11 protein-coding genes are annotated in these 14,862 nt (G+C 72.7%); all 11 read left to right on the top strand.

The genetic code is table 11. The annotated features are described in order from the left end of the window. Positions 1-158: 158 nt before the first annotated feature. A complete protein-coding gene (gene cynS, locus AOK03_RS04800) occupies positions 159-629 on the top strand; it encodes a cyanase (protein ID WP_055563886.1) in 471 nt (156 codons plus the stop codon). A gap of 82 nt (positions 630-711) precedes the next feature. Beyond that, positions 712-1,473, top strand: coding sequence for an aminoglycoside adenylyltransferase family protein (locus tag AOK03_RS04795; protein WP_055563885.1), 762 nt, complete (start codon positions 712-714; stop codon positions 1,471-1,473). An 83-nt stretch (positions 1,474-1,556) separates the two neighbouring features. Continuing rightward, positions 1,557-2,903 carry an ABC transporter substrate-binding protein gene (locus AOK03_RS04790; RefSeq protein WP_079074480.1) on the top strand — a complete coding sequence of 449 codons (1,347 nt, stop codon included), beginning with the start codon at positions 1,557-1,559 and terminating at the stop codon, positions 2,901-2,903. Continuing rightward, a complete protein-coding gene (locus AOK03_RS04785) occupies positions 2,900-3,874 on the top strand; it encodes a carbohydrate ABC transporter permease (RefSeq protein WP_055563884.1) in 975 nt (324 codons plus the stop codon). Before AOK03_RS04790 ends, AOK03_RS04785 begins: the two co-directional genes overlap by 4 nt. A gap of 9 nt (positions 3,875-3,883) precedes the next feature. Next, positions 3,884-4,696 (top strand): carbohydrate ABC transporter permease, encoded by an 813-nt coding sequence (locus tag AOK03_RS04780; RefSeq protein ID WP_055563883.1) that lies wholly within the window; start codon positions 3,884-3,886, stop codon positions 4,694-4,696. Positions 4,697-4,729: 33 nt separating this feature from the next. After that, positions 4,730-7,942, top strand: a complete 3,213-nt coding sequence (locus AOK03_RS04775; protein ID WP_055563882.1) for a glycoside hydrolase family 38 N-terminal domain-containing protein — start codon at positions 4,730-4,732, stop codon at positions 7,940-7,942. A gap of 57 nt (positions 7,943-7,999) precedes the next feature. Then, positions 8,000-9,697, top strand: a complete 1,698-nt coding sequence (locus AOK03_RS04770) for a class I mannose-6-phosphate isomerase (protein ID WP_055563881.1) — start codon at positions 8,000-8,002, stop codon at positions 9,695-9,697. Beyond that, complete coding sequence (locus AOK03_RS04765) at positions 9,694-10,590, top strand: ROK family protein (protein WP_055563880.1); 897 nt, start codon at positions 9,694-9,696, stop codon at positions 10,588-10,590. The genes AOK03_RS04770 and AOK03_RS04765 overlap by 4 nt, the downstream gene beginning before the upstream one ends. 143 nt (positions 10,591-10,733) lie before the next feature. After that, a complete protein-coding gene (locus AOK03_RS04760; RefSeq protein WP_055563879.1) occupies positions 10,734-11,780 on the top strand; it encodes a LacI family DNA-binding transcriptional regulator in 1,047 nt (348 codons plus the stop codon). A gap of 133 nt (positions 11,781-11,913) precedes the next feature. Beyond that, positions 11,914-12,285, top strand: a complete 372-nt coding sequence (locus AOK03_RS04755) for a hypothetical protein (protein WP_055563878.1) — start codon at positions 11,914-11,916, stop codon at positions 12,283-12,285. Between the two features lie 93 nt (positions 12,286-12,378). Next, positions 12,379-14,727 carry a protein translocase subunit SecD gene (gene secD / locus AOK03_RS04750; RefSeq protein ID WP_055563877.1) on the top strand — a complete coding sequence of 783 codons (2,349 nt, stop codon included), beginning with the start codon at positions 12,379-12,381 and terminating at the stop codon, positions 14,725-14,727. The last annotated feature ends 135 nt before the right edge of the window (positions 14,728-14,862 follow it).

Raw genomic sequence — 14,862 nt, 5'->3', positions numbered from 1 at the left:
CCCCGAGCCCCGAGCCCCGGACCCCGAACCCCAAGCCCCCAGCCCCGAGCCCCGAGCCCCGAGTCCCGAGCCCCGAACACCAAGCCCCGGGCCCGGAACCCCGAACCCCAAGCCCCGGACCCGGAACCCGAACCCGAACCCGAAAGGACCCCCTTCTCATGATCCACGCCCAGTTCGACCCCACCGCCCGCCAGAACCTCGCGATCCAGGCCGTCGAGGCCAAGGTGCACAAGGACCTGTCCTGGCAGCAGATCGCCGACACGGCGGGCCTCTCCGTCGCCTTCGTCACCGCGGCGGTGCTCGGCCAGCACGCCCTGCCCGCGCCCGCCGCGAAGGCCGTCGCCGAGCTGCTCGGCCTGGACGACGACGCGGTGACCCTGCTGCAGACGATTCCGACCCGCGGCTCCATCCCCGGCGGCATCCCGACCGACCCGACGATCTACCGCTTCTACGAGATGCTCCAGGTCTACGGCACCACGCTGAAGGCCCTGGTCCACGAGCAGTTCGGGGACGGCATCATCAGCGCGATCAACTTCAGGCTGGACGTGCGGAAGGTCGCCGACCCCGAGGGCGGCGAGCGCGCGGTGATCACGCTGGACGGCAAGTACCTGCCCACCAAGCCCTTCTGACCCCGCACCACTGGGTGACCGATGACGGCCGGGCCCGTCGGGTGTCTACGATGCGGGCGACGTGAGACGAACGGAGCAGCGAATGACGCAGACCGACGACGTGGTCCGCCTGGTTCGTGATGTGCTCGGCGACGCCGACATCGTGGGTGTCTACCTGCACGGCTCGGCCGTCCTCGGCGGTCTGCGCCCGCACAGCGACATCGACGTGCTCGTCGTCGCACGGCGGCGCACCACGGCCGGGCAGCGCCAGGCGCTGACCGACGGGCTGCTCGGCCTCTCCGGCGGCGGTGCCCCGGGCGAGGCCCTGCGTCCCGTCGAGCTGACCGTCGTCGTCCAGGACGACATCCGCCCCTGGACGTATCCGCCCCGCTGCGAATTCCAGTACGGCGAGTGGCTGCGCGAGGCGTACCTGCGTGGCCGCACTCCGGAGCCGGCACCGAGCCCGGACCTCGCGCTCCTGGTCACGATGGTGCTGCGGGGCCGGTCGGCTCTCCGGGGTCCGGCACCGGACCAGGTGCTCGACCCGGTCCCGTCGGCGGACGTCACCCGCGCGATGGTCGCCGGCGTCCCCGAGCTGCTCGCCGAGCTCGACACCGACACCCGCAACGTCCTGCTGACCCTCGCCCGCATCTGGACGACGCTCGCGACCGGCGACATCAAGTCCAAGGACGCGGCGGCCGACTGGGTTCTCGACCGCCTCCCCGCCGAGCACCGGCCCGTGCTGAGCCGTGCCCGTGCCGTCTACCTCGGCGCGGCGGAGGAGCGCTGGGACGATCTTCTGCCGCAGATCAAGCCGCACGCCCAGTACGTCGTCCGGGAAATGGAGCGGCTCGCGCCCCATTGACATCCGAGGCAACCGCGGTGAAGCTCCAAGACGCCCCGTGTTAACGCTAACACCGGGCTGAGGCACACCTGAGGGAGTCATCCATGTCAGGTAGTCGTCACCCTTCGCCGAGAGCGCCCCTGGCGCCGGGCCCGCTCCTCGAACGCCCTGCACCGCGCCTCGAACGCCGCACCCTGCTCCTGGCCGCCGCGACCGTCGCGACCGGCGCGCTCGCCACCGCCTGCGGCTCCGCCGAGGGACAGCCCGCGGGCAAGGTCGCCGTCCTCGGCGACAGCGCGGCGTGGGAGAAGCCGATGGCGGCCGCGGGCACGGCCATGAACACGGTGGCGGCGCTGCGCCTCGTGCCCGAGGTAAATCCGTCCCTTGAGTCGTTCGAGCAGATCGTCAAGTCCTCGCTGCGGACCCGCAGGACCCCGGACATGCTCAAGTACTGGTCGGGCTACCGGTTGCAGGACCTGGCCCGCACCGGCGGCATCGTCGACCTGACCCGGCAGTGGGACGCCGCCGTCGCCAAGGGCTGGGCCGACGCATCCCTCCGAGGGGCCTTCACCTACCGGCGGCGCGTCTACGGCCTGCCGATGAACCTCGCGTACTGGGTGCTCTACTACAACCCGGAGGTCTTCCGGGAGCACCGCCTCGCGCCACCCACCACCTGGGGCGAGTTCCTCGCCGCCTGCGCCCGCCTGAAGGAGGCGGGCATCATCCCGCTGCACGGCACGGCCGACGGGCGCTGGCCCTCCTTCATATGGTTCCAGGAGGTCCTCAGCCGCCAGGACCCGCAGTTCTACCAGGACTTGATGAACGGCCGGGAGCGCTACACCGACCCACGGGCGGAACGCGCGCTGCGCACCATCGCGTCGTTCTTCGACAAGGACTGGTTCACCCCCATGGACATGAACCACGTCGACGCGGCCGCCGCCATGCTGCACGGCAAGGTCGGCATGGTGCCCTGCGGGACCTGGCTCGGCTCCACCCTCGCGGCCGCGGGCGGCAGGCCCGGCAAGAACCTCGGCGCGTTCGTGCTCCCCATGGCCGATCCGCGGGCCCGCCCCAGCGTCGTCTTCGAGTCCAGCGCCCTCGTCGCCACCGTGAAGGGCCCCGACCGCACCGAGGCGCTGCGAGCCACCGGGACCTGGCTGCACCCCGCCGTCATGAAGGCGTTCTCGCACAGCCTCCAGGACGGCTGCCCCAACCCTGAGGTCGAGCCCGCCAACCCCGTGATCGGCAAGCTCGCCGAGAAGGTGCGCGGCGACAAGCTGTGGCTCCTCAACCGCTTCTGGGAACAGGGCCCGCCCGAACTCGTCGAGGCCACCGTGGACGACCTCGCCGGGTTCCTGCTGAACCCGTCCTCGTACCGCAAGACGCTGCGCACCATGCAGGACCGGGCCGACGACGCCTGGCAGGTGTGGCGGGAGGCGGAGGAGACATGACCGGAACCGCGACCCCCGCACCCGGCGCGACGAAGGCCGTGCACGTGCGCCGCAAGGTGCCCACCCGCACCCCGCACCAGGCCGCGAAGGCGGGCGGCGGCAGGCTCGGCGGCCCCCTCGCCGCCATGCCCTGGGCGCTGCCCGCCCTCGCCTTCGTCGGTGTGCTCCTCGTCTATCCCTTCTTCCGCAGCGTCTACGGAAGCTTCTTCGAGGACAACGGCTTCACCAGCAGCTTCACCGGATTCGACAACTATGCGCGGCTCGCCGACGACCCGATCTTCGGCCGGTCGGTCCTCAACACCCTGCTGTGGGTGGTCGGCACGCTGCTCCTGCCCGTCCTCGCCGGACTCCTCATCGCCGTCGCCACCCACCGGATGCGGTTCGGCGGCATCGCGCAGCTGATCATCGTGCTGCCCTTCGCGATCTCGGGCGCCGCCACCGCCGTCCTGTGGAACTTCATGCTGACGTCCGACGGCGCGGTCAACCAGGTGCTGCGCGGCATCGGCCTGGACGGCTGGGCGCAGACCTGGCTCCTGGAATGGCCGCAGAACACCCTCGCGATGATCGTCGCGAGCACCTGGCAGGCCACCGGCCTGAACGTCGTCCTCTTCGCGATCGGCCTGCGCGCGATCCCGCGCGAGACCGTCGAGGCCGCCGAACTGGACGGCGCGAGCGGCTGGCGGATGTTCCGGCACATCACCCTGCCCCAACTGCGCGCCGTGACCGTCGTGGTGGTCGGCATGGCCATAGTGAACAGCCTCAAGGCGTTCGACATGATCTGGATCCTCACCAAGGGCGGCCCGTCCCGCTCCTCGGAGACCCTCGCGCTGAGCATGTACCGCGAGACGTTCCGGCTGTTCCACGTGGGCTACGGCTCGGCGATCGCGCTCGTCCTCTCGGTGATCGTCGTCGCCTCGTCCTGGACGTACCTGCGCCACCAGATGCCCGAGACCGGCACGGCGAAGAGCTGAGGAGGGGCCATGGGACGCGCGGTGCGCAACGTCTTCGTCGCCGGATGCGTGGTGCTCTGGCTGATCCCGCTGTACCTGATGGTGGTCAACGCCCTGACCCCGGCGGCCGAGTACGCGGGCAGACCCGGGTGGACCGTCAAGGGCTTCGCCCTGTGGGACAACGTGCGGACCGCCTGGGACGTGGCGGGCATCGGCGACAGCTTCCAGGCCTCGCTGCTCTACGCCGTCGTGTGCGGCCTGGTCGCCGTCCTGGTGGCGGCCATGGCGGCGTTCGCCGTCGTCGTCCTGCCCATCCCGAAGCCCGCGTTCTGGTTCTGGCTGATCTACTCCGGCACGCTGTTCCCGCTGCAGATGTTCCTCGCCCCGCTCTTCGGCCTGTACGCGGACGCCAATCTGTACGACACGCGGATCGGCCTGATGCTCGTGTACGCGGCCTGGGCCGTGCCCTTCGCCTTCTTCCTGATCCGCAATCAGATGACCACCATGTCACCCGAGTTGACCGAGGCCGCGCTGATCGACGGGGCGTCCTTCGTGCGGATCTTCTGGCGCATCCACGTGCCGCTGATGAAGGCGGGGCTCGGCGCGGCCTTCATCTTCCAGTTCACGGCCGTCTGGAACGACCTCCTCCTCGGCATCACCCTCAGCCGCAGCCCCGACGTGCAGCCCGTCATGGCCGCCCTGACCACCCTCAACAACGCCTACTCCTCGACGGGACCGCCCGTCATCCTGGCCGGCGCGCTGATCGTGTCCGTGCCGACGCTCCTCCTCTTCCTGGTGTTCCGCGGCCTGTTCCTGCGCGGCATCACCGCATCCGCCCGCTGACCCGACACGCCCCCTGCCCCGGGAGAGAACCGCATGACGACACGGGCTCTGGTCCGCACCACCGACTGGGACAACGACCGCATCCGCGAGAGCCTGCGCGCCGACGTGGTCAGCGCGGAGGGCACACTGGCGGACGGCACCGCCCTGCGGCTCACCGGGGAACCCCTCCTGCGCCACGCGGACGACGGCACGCTGCTGCAGTCCCTGCGCGTCGAGCCCGTCAACGGCACCGCGGTACCGGACGGGCTGGCCGTACGGACGGACTCCGGCGCCGTCCTGCGCTGCGAGTGCGTCGCCGGGCCCGGCCGTTCCATACGGCTGCTGCTGCCCGCCGTCGACGCGGCGACCCGCGTCACCGTCGGTCTCCCCGAGTCGCGGGACGGCATCGACGTGCGCCTCACCCCGCAGCGCCGCTGGACCCTGCACCTGGTGCACCACTCCCACCTCGACATCGGCTACACCGACCCCCAGGGCCGGGTCCTCGCCGAGCACCTGTCCTTCCTCGACTCCTGCCTGGAACTCACCCGCGCCACCGACGACTGGCCCGCCGAGTCCCGGTTCCGATGGTGCGTCGAGTCGCTGTGGTCGTTCCGGCAGTGGGCCGACGCCCGCCCGGCCGAGCAGGTCGCGGAGTTCGTACGCAGGGTCCGCGAGGGCCGCATCGAGCTGACCGCGCTGCCGTTCAACCTGCACACCGAGACCTGCTCCACGGACGAGTTGCACGAACTGCTGCGGCTCGCCCGCACCGTGCGCGACGAACACGGCGTCGAGTTCACCTCCGCCATGCAGACCGACGTGCCGGGCGCGGTCGTCGGACTCGTCGACGCCCTCGCCGCCGCGGGCGTCAAGTACCTGTCCGTGGCGCACAACTGGGCCGGACGCTCCGTCCCCCACCTGGTCGGCGGCGAGAAACTGCCCCGGCTCTTCCGCTGGCGCGCACCCAGCGGCAACAGCGTCCTGGTGTGGGTCACCGACACCCCGCACGGCCTCGCCTACATGGAAGGCCCGCTGCTCGGCTTCGACACCGACTACGCCGACGTCGACGACCTGCTCCCCGCCTATCTGACCTCCCTCGCCACCAACCCGTACCCCTACCGCGGCGGCATCTTCGGCTGGGCCATGGACCACACCGAGGTCAAGCGCGAGCCCTACCCGTGGGACGTGCTCCACCTGCGCGTCCAGGGCAAGTTCGGCGACAACGCGCCGCCCCGCCGCATCATCGCCGACACCGTCCGCCGCTGGAACGACACCTGGGCCTACCCCCAGCTGCGGCTCTCCCGCAACGAGGACTTCTTCACCGACGCCGAGGCCAGGCTCGGCGGCGAGATCCGCACCTTCGAGGGCGACTGGACCGACTGGTGGGTCGACGGGGTCGGGTCCGGGGCGCGCCCGCTGTCCCTGGCCAGGACCGCCCAGTCCGTGGTCGCCGACGCCCAGACCATCGGCACGTTCGCCGCCCTCCTCGGCGCCACGGGGGCCGAGGACGACAGCAGGGACGCCGCCGGGGTCTACGAAGCGGTGTCGCTCTTCGACGAGCACACCTGGGGCGCCGGCGACCCGTGGACCCACGGCGACGAGGGCGGCCACTCAGGGGAGCACCAGTGGCACTGGAAGTACGGGCAGGCGATGCGCGCCCACGACGACGGCAACGCACTCCTCGCGCGTGCGAGCGCCCGCCTGGGACAGCGGCTCGCCGCGGCGCCGGACGCGGCGGCGACGTACCACGTCGTCAACACCTGCTCGTGGCCCCGCACCGACGTGGTCCGCCTCTTCCTGCCGGAGAGCACCGTGCCGCTGGAGCGCCGGGTGACGGTGCGCGACGCCCGCGACGGACGCCGACCGGCCCACGAGGAAGAGCCGCAGACCAACGACGACCATCGCGACGCGGGGCGCTTCCTCCTCGTCCGTGTGGACGACGTGCCGCCCGCCGGATCCGTGCGCCTCGACGTCCTCGCCGCGGCCGCCGAAGGCCACGAGGAGTCGCAGAGCACGAGGGTGAAGGCCGCCACCGGCTGGAACCCGACCGGCGGCACCGAACGCGAGGACCCCGCCGAGACCGCGGCACGAGCCCTCGCACATCCCGAACCGACCCTCCTGGAGAACGAGTACTTCACGGTCCGCGTCGACCTCGCGCACGCCTGCGTCTCGTCCATCACCGACAGGAGGACCGGCCGTGAACTCGTCCGCCAGGACGCCATCACCGGCTTCAACGGCTACCTCCACGACAGCTACACCACCGCGGGCGCCTTCAACCACAACTCCAGCCGCACCACGGCATCCGACCGCCTCGAACACCTCGGGGCCCGCGCCGTCCCGCCGCCCGCCGCGCTCATCGCCCGCCGCTCCACGCCCACCGCCGAATCGATCACCTACGAGACCCGTCCGGCAGGCGCCAACCGGCTGCGCACCACGCTCACCCTCCGGCACGGCGTGCCCCGGCTCGACATCGAGAACCGCCTCGACAAGGACGCCCGCCTGGGCAAGGAGAGCGCCTACTTCGCCTTCCCCTTCGCCTTCGACGACCCGGTCGTCCGCATGGAGGCCTCGGGCGGCGCCACGGGCAGCGGGCTGCCGGTCGTGCCGGGCTCCGCCCTCCACATGCGGGCCGTGCGCCGCTGGGTGACGCTGGGCGACGACGACCTGACGGTGGCCTGGTCCACGCAGGACGCGCCGCTCGTGCAGTTCGGCAACATCGCCCTGCCCTACGCGCCGTTCCCGAAGACGATGGGCCACGACGAGCCCGCCACCGTCTTCTCCTGGATCCACAACAACCTGTGGGACACCAACTTCCCCAGCGAGCAGGGCTTCGAATTCACCTTCCGCTACAGCCTGGCCAGCGGTTCCGGTGCCGGCGGCCTCGGGCCACAGACAGCCGCCGCCTGGAGCCGCCCGATGCGCGCCGTCCGAGCCCGGGGGAGCTCGGGCGGCGCGCCGGACCGGGCCGGCGCCCACGCGTTCGTCGAGATCGACGATCCGCGCGTCCGGCTCGTCGGCGCCAGTACCCCGCGCCCGGGACACGTCCTGCTGCGCCTCCAGTCGTTCGCGGAACAGCCGCTGACCTGCCGTATCCGCACCCTCTTCCCGGTCACCGCCGCACGCCGGGCGGACTTCCTCGGCACCCCCGCCGAACCACTGACCTGCACGGCCGGCGAGACGACCCTCGACATGCCGACGCTCGGGACCACGGCCGTGCTCTTCGAGCGCCCCGGCGCGGACTCGGCCGCAGACCCCTCCGTACGTCCCTGAAATTCCGGAAACCCGCCCCCGAGCGTTGCCCTTGTACGCCCGCGCGAAGGAGAACGTGTGTACCGGCTCGACCCGCGCTACGCCCCCGCGCCCGGGGCCGTCCTCGCCACCGGCTGGCAGGCCGTCGCCGCGCAACTGCCCCCGGGCCCCGCCACCGTCGCGGTGGACGGCCCGCCGACCGCGGCCTGGGGCGACCTCGCCGCGCGGCTCACCGAGGAGCTGACCGCGCGCGGCACCACCGTGCGCACCCTCGACCTGCGCGCCCACCACGCCCCGCCCGCCGAGGTGCGCCGCCGCACCGAATCCGCCGAGGGCACCGAGGACCCCTACTACGCCAAGCTCGCCGAGACGCCCCTGCGCGACCTCTTCGACGACCTACCGCGGCCGACGCCGCCGCAGGGCCGCGAAGTGCTCCTCGTCCACGGTCCAGGCGCCTCGCTCCTGCCGCACGACCTGCTCTGGTACGCCGACCTGCCCAAACGCCACGCCGAGGCGGCGATCACCGCGGGCACGGGCCGCAACCTCGGGCTACCCGCCGAGAACGGGGGTTTGAGGAGGCTCTTCTACATCGACTGGCCGGTACTGGACCGGCACCGGGACGGCCTGGCCCCTCAGCTGGACGCCTGGCTCGACGTACAGGACCCCGAACGGCCCACGTACATCGACGGCGCCGGGCTGCGGGCCACCCTCACCGACCTGACCCGCAGGCCCGTGCGGACCCGCCCCTACTTCAACTCGACGCCCTGGGGCGGGCGCTGGGCCCAACGCCGCCTCGGCTTCGACGCCGCGGCACGCAACACCGCCCTCGGATACGAACTCATCGCCCCGGAGGCGGGCGTCCTCATCGGCCCGCACCCCGGCCAACAGGCCGAAATACCCTTCCAGTTGCTCTGCGTCCTGCATCCCGAAGCCGTGCTCGGCCCGCAGGTGGCCGCCCGCTTCGGCACCTCCTTCCCGATCCGCTTCGACTACCTCGACACTCTGGACGGCGGCAACCTCTCCGTGCACTGCCACCCCAAGGCGGAGTACATGAAGGAGCGGTTCGGCTGGTCCTACACCCAGCACGAGACGTACTACATGGCCCTGGGCGGCCCGGGGGGCCGCGTCTTCCTCGGCCTGCGCGAGGACATCGACCTGGAGCTCTTCCGGAAGGAGATCGAGGAGGCCGCGCACGACGGGGTCCCGATGGACCCCGAGGACCACGTCCTGACGTTCCCCGCCGAACAGGGCCGCCTCTTCATGATCCCCGCGGGCACCCCGCACGCCTCCGGCGCCGGAAACGTCGTCCTGGAGATCAGCGCCACCCCCTACCTCTACTCCCTGCGCTTCTACGACTGGCTGCGCCCCGACGCGGACGGCCGCCCCCGCCAACTCCCCTACGAGCACGGCCTCGCCAACCTGGAGACCGGACGCCGGGGGGACGCCGTCGCCCGGGACCTGGTCCAGGAACCGCGCACGCTGCGCGCGGGTCCGGGCTGGTGCGAGGAGCTCCTTGGCGCGCTGGACGAGATGTTCTACGAGGTGCGGCGCCACACCCTCGACGCGGGCGCCGCGGTCGACGACGACACGGCAGGCCGCTTCCACGTCCTCAACGCGGTGGAGGGCGAGGGCGTCGTGCTGCACACGGCGGCGGGGGAGCGGCACGTGCTCTTCCGCGCGGAGACGCTGACGGTGCCCGCGGCCGTCGGCCCCTACCGGCTCACGGCGGTCGGCGAGTCCCCGGTCAGAGTCGTCAAGGCGTTGGTTCGCACATGACAACGCAGGGCCGGGGCAGGCCCGTCCTCGAACTCGGCGGCACCCACGTCACCGCGGCCCTGGCGGACCCCGGCACCGCGACCGTTCTGCGCAGGGTGCGGCAACCGGTCCGCGCCCGGGGCACCGCCGAACACGTCCTCGGCGCACTCGTCCGCTGCGCCGGTGAACTGGACGCGCCTGCCGGACAGGTGTGGGGCGTCGCGGTCCCCGGCCCCTTCGACCACGAGAAGGGCATCGCCCGGTTCGCGGGCGTCGGCAAGTTCGACGACCTGTACGGCATCGACGTACGGGCAGTGCTGCTCGACGCGGTGTGGCCGCACCCCGGGGAAGCGGTCTTCCTCAACGACGCGCACGCCTTCCTCCTCGGCGAGTGGCGGGCGGGCGCGGCGCGCGGCCGGCACCGCTGCGTGGGCATCACCCTCGGGACGGGCGTGGGCTCCGCCTTCATGGTCGCCGGTCGCGTACGGCACGAAGGCCCCGGCGTGCCGCCGCAGGGCCGCGTCGACCTCGTCGAGGCGGGCGGCAGGCCACTGGAGGAGTCCGTGTCCAGGCGGGCGATCCTGGCGCGGTACGCCGGTGCGGACGCGTCCCCGGACGTGGCCCTGAACCTGGACGTGAGCGAGGTCGCGGACCGGGCGCGGGCGGGGGAGCGGCGTGCGCGGCGGGTGCTCGACGAGGCCTTCACGACCCTCGGCGCGGTGCTCGCCCCGCACCTGCGCGACTTCGAGGCGGACGTTCTCGTCGTCGGTGGCGCGATGGCCGCCTCGTGGGACCTGCTGCGCCCCGCGCTGCGCGCCGGGCTGCGGGATACTCCCGTCACGCTGCGTCCCGCCGGGCTCGGCGAGGACGCGGCGCTCGTCGGAGCCGCGGCGCACGCGGCCGCCGTGTCCTGAACCGCCGCGCCGAGGCGGCGCGCCGAACGGAACGGAAGGACGTCCGCACCATGCCCGGACCGCACGACCCGCAGAGCGGTCGGTCACCGCACGACTCGCACAGTGGTCGGCCGCCGCGCGATCCCAAGAGTGCTCAGCCCACCTTGCGGGACGTGGCCGAGCGCGCCGGAGTCAGTGCGATGACCGCCTCCCGGGTGCTGCGCGACGACCCGCAGGTCCTGCCCGCCACCCGTGAGCGGGTACGGGCCGCGGCCACCGCCCTCGGCTACCGCCCCAACGAGGTCGCCCGTAGTCTCAGGCTGGGCCGCGGCACCGGCCTCGTCGGCCTCGTCGTCACCAACCTCGCCAACCCCTTCTACTCACGCCTCGCCCTCGGCGTCGACTCGGTGGTCGCCGAGCACGGTCTGAAGACGGTCATCGGCAACACCGGGCAGGACCTCGACGCCGAGCGGGAACTGGTGGCCGACCTTGTGGCCCGCCGCGTCGACGGCATCATCGCGGTCCCCGCCGGCGCCGACCAGCGCCATCTCGCCGCGGCGGTGGACGGCGGCGTGCCGGTCGTCCTCGCCAGCCGCCCGCCCGAGGGCTTCGCGGCGGACTGCGTCCTGGTCGACGACTTCGGCGGCGCCCGCGACGCGACGGCCCGCCTCCTGGAGCGCGGCCACCGGCGCATCGGCTTCCTCGGCTCACCGCCCGCCGTCCACACCGGCACCGAACGGCTCCGCGGCTACGCGGCGGCCCTGACCTCCGCGGGCCTCACCGTCGACGCACGCCTCGTACGTCAGGGCCAGACGGAACCGCGCCAGGCCACGCGTGCCGCCGCCGAACTCCTCGCGCTGCCCGACCCGCCGACCGCGCTGTTCTGTTCCAACAACCGCAACACGATAGGGGCGTTCCGCGCGCTGCGGGACGTGGGCCCGAAGGGCGTGGGCGTGCGGGGCGCGGGTGGGGTGCGCGTCGATGGTGCGGGCGTCGCCCTCGCCGGGTTCGACGACTTCGAACTGGCCGACGCGCTCGGCCTGCCGCTCACGCTCGTCGCGTACGACAGCGACGAACTCGGCCGCGCGGCGGGCCGCCTCCTCAACGACCGCCTGCACGACAGGGGCAGCGGGGCCGCGGGCGGCCGGGCCACGACCGGGGAAGCGCGCCAGATCGTGGTGCCCACCAGCTTGGTGGAGTACGGCACCTGATGTGCCGTACTGATGTGCCGTCCTGATGTTCCGGACACGGAGCGGAACGAACCGCTGCGTCCCGTACGTTGAGCAGGGCGGGGCCACGCCGTGCGCACCCGGGGAGCACAGAGCCGAGGGGACGGGGGCACGCGTGTCGCAGCAGAGCCGTTCCGCGCGCCTGGCCGCGTCCGCGGTCTCCCTCGTCGTCACCGTGCTCGCCCTCTTCGTCCCCACCGCCGCGGCGTACGGAACACCGGCCGACGCACCGCTCACCCACCACACCGCCGCGGCGCATGCGCAGAAGCAGGCCGGACCGCACGACGTCCCGGCGCTGCACGTCGCCGTCGCGCACCGGCCCGATGCCCACATCCCCGGGCCACAACCGGCCGGACCGCCGCGCACGGCCGTCGACACGGCGCCGCACCGCGCCCGGGGCGGGCCCGACGCCCGCCCCGCCACCACGCCCGCACCGCCGCGGCGGCCCCGCGCGGCAGCCGCCCCGCGCGGCCCGCCCCACCGATGAGCACGCAGACCCTTCCCGACGCCTGACCTGGCGCACCGCGTTCGCGGCGCCCGGTCACGTGTCCTTCCGTCCTGCCCTCATCGTGGAGAACCCATGTCCCGCGCGCCCTTGTGGCGGGCGATCGTCGCGCTCGCGGCCGTCGCTCTTTCCCTCTACATCGCCCTCACCCAATCCGCTCGCCTCGGTCTCGATCTGCGGGGCGGCACGCAGATCGTCCTGGAGACCAAGGACTCACCCACCACCAAGGCGGACGCCGCGTCCACCGACCGCGCCCTGGAAGTCCTGCGGCAGCGCGTCGACGCGCTCGGCGTGTCCGAACCCGGCATCGCACGCTCCGGCGAGAAGCGCATCATCGTCGAACTCCCCGGCGTCCAGGATCCGCGCAAGGCGGCCGAGGTCATCGGCCGCACCGCCCAGCTGACCGTCCACCCCGTGACGGGGGAGTCGGCCGTGAAGGGCACAACGAAGCCCGCCGCCGACGGCTCGCGGACCCTGCCCGACCCCGAGCGGCCGGGCAACCACCTCACGCTCGGCCCCACCGCGCTGACCGGCCAGGGCGTCAAGGACGCCGAGGCGACGCTCGACCAGCAGTCCCTCGCCGGCTGGATCGTCTCCCTGGACTTCCGCAAGGAGGCGGGCGACACCTGGGCGCGGATCACCGGCGACGCGGCCTGCGCGCCGCAGAACTCCCCCGAACGGCGCGTCGCCATCACCCTCGACGACAAGATCATCTCGGCGCCGGGCGTCAACCAGGGCGTGGTCTGCAAGACCGGCATCACCGGCGGCAGCACCCAGATCACCGGCGACTTCGACCAGACCGAGGCCCGCGACCTCGCCGCACTCGTCAAGGGCGGCGCGCTGCCGGTGCCCGTCGACGTCGTCGAGCAGCGCACCGTCGGCCCGACGCTCGGCGCCGACGCCATCGAGGCGAGCACCACGGCCGCCATCATCGGCATCGCCCTGACCGCGCTGTTCATCACCGTCGTCTACCGGCTCTTGGGCGCGCTCGCCTCCTTCGCCCTGGCGCTGTACGGCCTGATCTCGTACGCCGCCCTGGTCGCGCTCGGCGCGACGCTCACGCTGCCCGGGCTCGCCGGGTTCGTCCTGGCCATCGGCATGGCCGTCGACGCCAACGTGCTCGTCTTCGAACGCGCGCGGGAGGAGTACCTCGGCGGCAGGTCCACGGACCTGGCGAAGCCCGTCCGCACCGGGTTCGCGAAGGCGTGGAGCGCGGTCGTCGACTCGAACGTGACGACGCTGCTCGCCGCCGGACTGCTGTTCTTCTTCGCCACCGGACCGGTCAAGGGATTCGGCATCACCCTGTCCATCGGCGTCCTCGCCTCGATGGTCACCGCGCTGGTCATCACCCGCGTCCTCGCCGACTTCGCGGTGGGCCGCGGCTTGGTGCGCAAGCGGCCCGGCCTGACGGGCATCGCCGCCACGGGCCGCGTCCGCACCTGGCTGGCCCGCCGCAAGCCGAACCTGGTGCGTCACCGGCGCCGCTGGCTCGGCGCCAGCGGCCTGCTGGTCGCCGTGGCCATCGCGGGCATCGCGCTGCGCGGTCTGGAGTTCGGCGTCGAGTTCACCGGCGGCCGCCTCGTCGAGTACAGCACCAGCAAACCCGTCGACGCCGACACCGCCCGCGGCGCCGTGGCCGACGCGGGCTTCCCGCGCGCGGTGGTGCAGGAGTCCGGGGACGGTGACATCACCGTGCGCACGGAACGGCTGACCGACGCCGAACAGCAGGAGGTCAAGACGGCTCTTGAGGGGCCCGGCGGCACGGTCACCGTCGAGCGCGACGAGATGATCGGGCCGAGCCTCGGCAACGAGTTGCGCCAGAAGGCGCTCATCGCCCTCGGCATCGCCGTCGCCGCCCAGCTGATCTATCTGAGCGTGCGCTTCCGCTGGACCCTCGCGGCGGCGGCCGTGTCGGCGATGGTGCACGACGTGCTGCTCGTGGTGGGTCTGTTCGCCTGGCTCGGCAAGCCCGTCGACAGCGTCTTCCTCGCCGCCCTGCTCACCGTGATCGGCTACTCGGTCAACGACACGGTGGTCGTCTTCGACCGCGTGCGCGAGGTGCGCCGCAGGAATCCGCGCGGCGACCTGGCGGCCACCGCCAACCACGCCGTCGTCCAGACGCTGCCGCGGACCGTGAACACGGGCATGGGCGCGCTGTTCATCCTGACCGCCCTCGCGGTGCTCGGCGGCGACTCGCTCGCGGACTTCTCGCTGGCGCTGATCGCCGGGGTCCTGGTCGGCATGGCCTCGACCGTCTTCACGGCCGTCCCGATCGCTGTCGCGCTCGAACACCGCAATCCGGCGCCGCCGCCCTCGCGATCGGGCAGGTCGGGCGGCTCGGGCCGCTCCGGTGAGGTGCCCGACGGGTGCAGCCCCCTGGAGGCGCGCAGGAGGAGGGAGCGGGGAACGGGGGCGGTCGTGTGAGGGCCGTGCGGGGCCGATGAACGCGTCTCCTCGGGTACTGGACGCGTATGTGGCCTAACGTATCCGTATGGTCACAAAAAGGAATGAAAGTGCAGCCAGGCGCGGACGCCTCACGATCTCGCGGGGCGCCGGTCT

The organism is Streptomyces atriruber (assembly GCF_001418325.1).
Taxonomy (GTDB): domain Bacteria; phylum Actinomycetota; class Actinomycetes; order Streptomycetales; family Streptomycetaceae; genus Streptomyces; species Streptomyces atriruber.
Note: the sequence above shows the minus strand (reverse complement) of the source record. Positions and strands in the feature narration are given on the sequence as shown.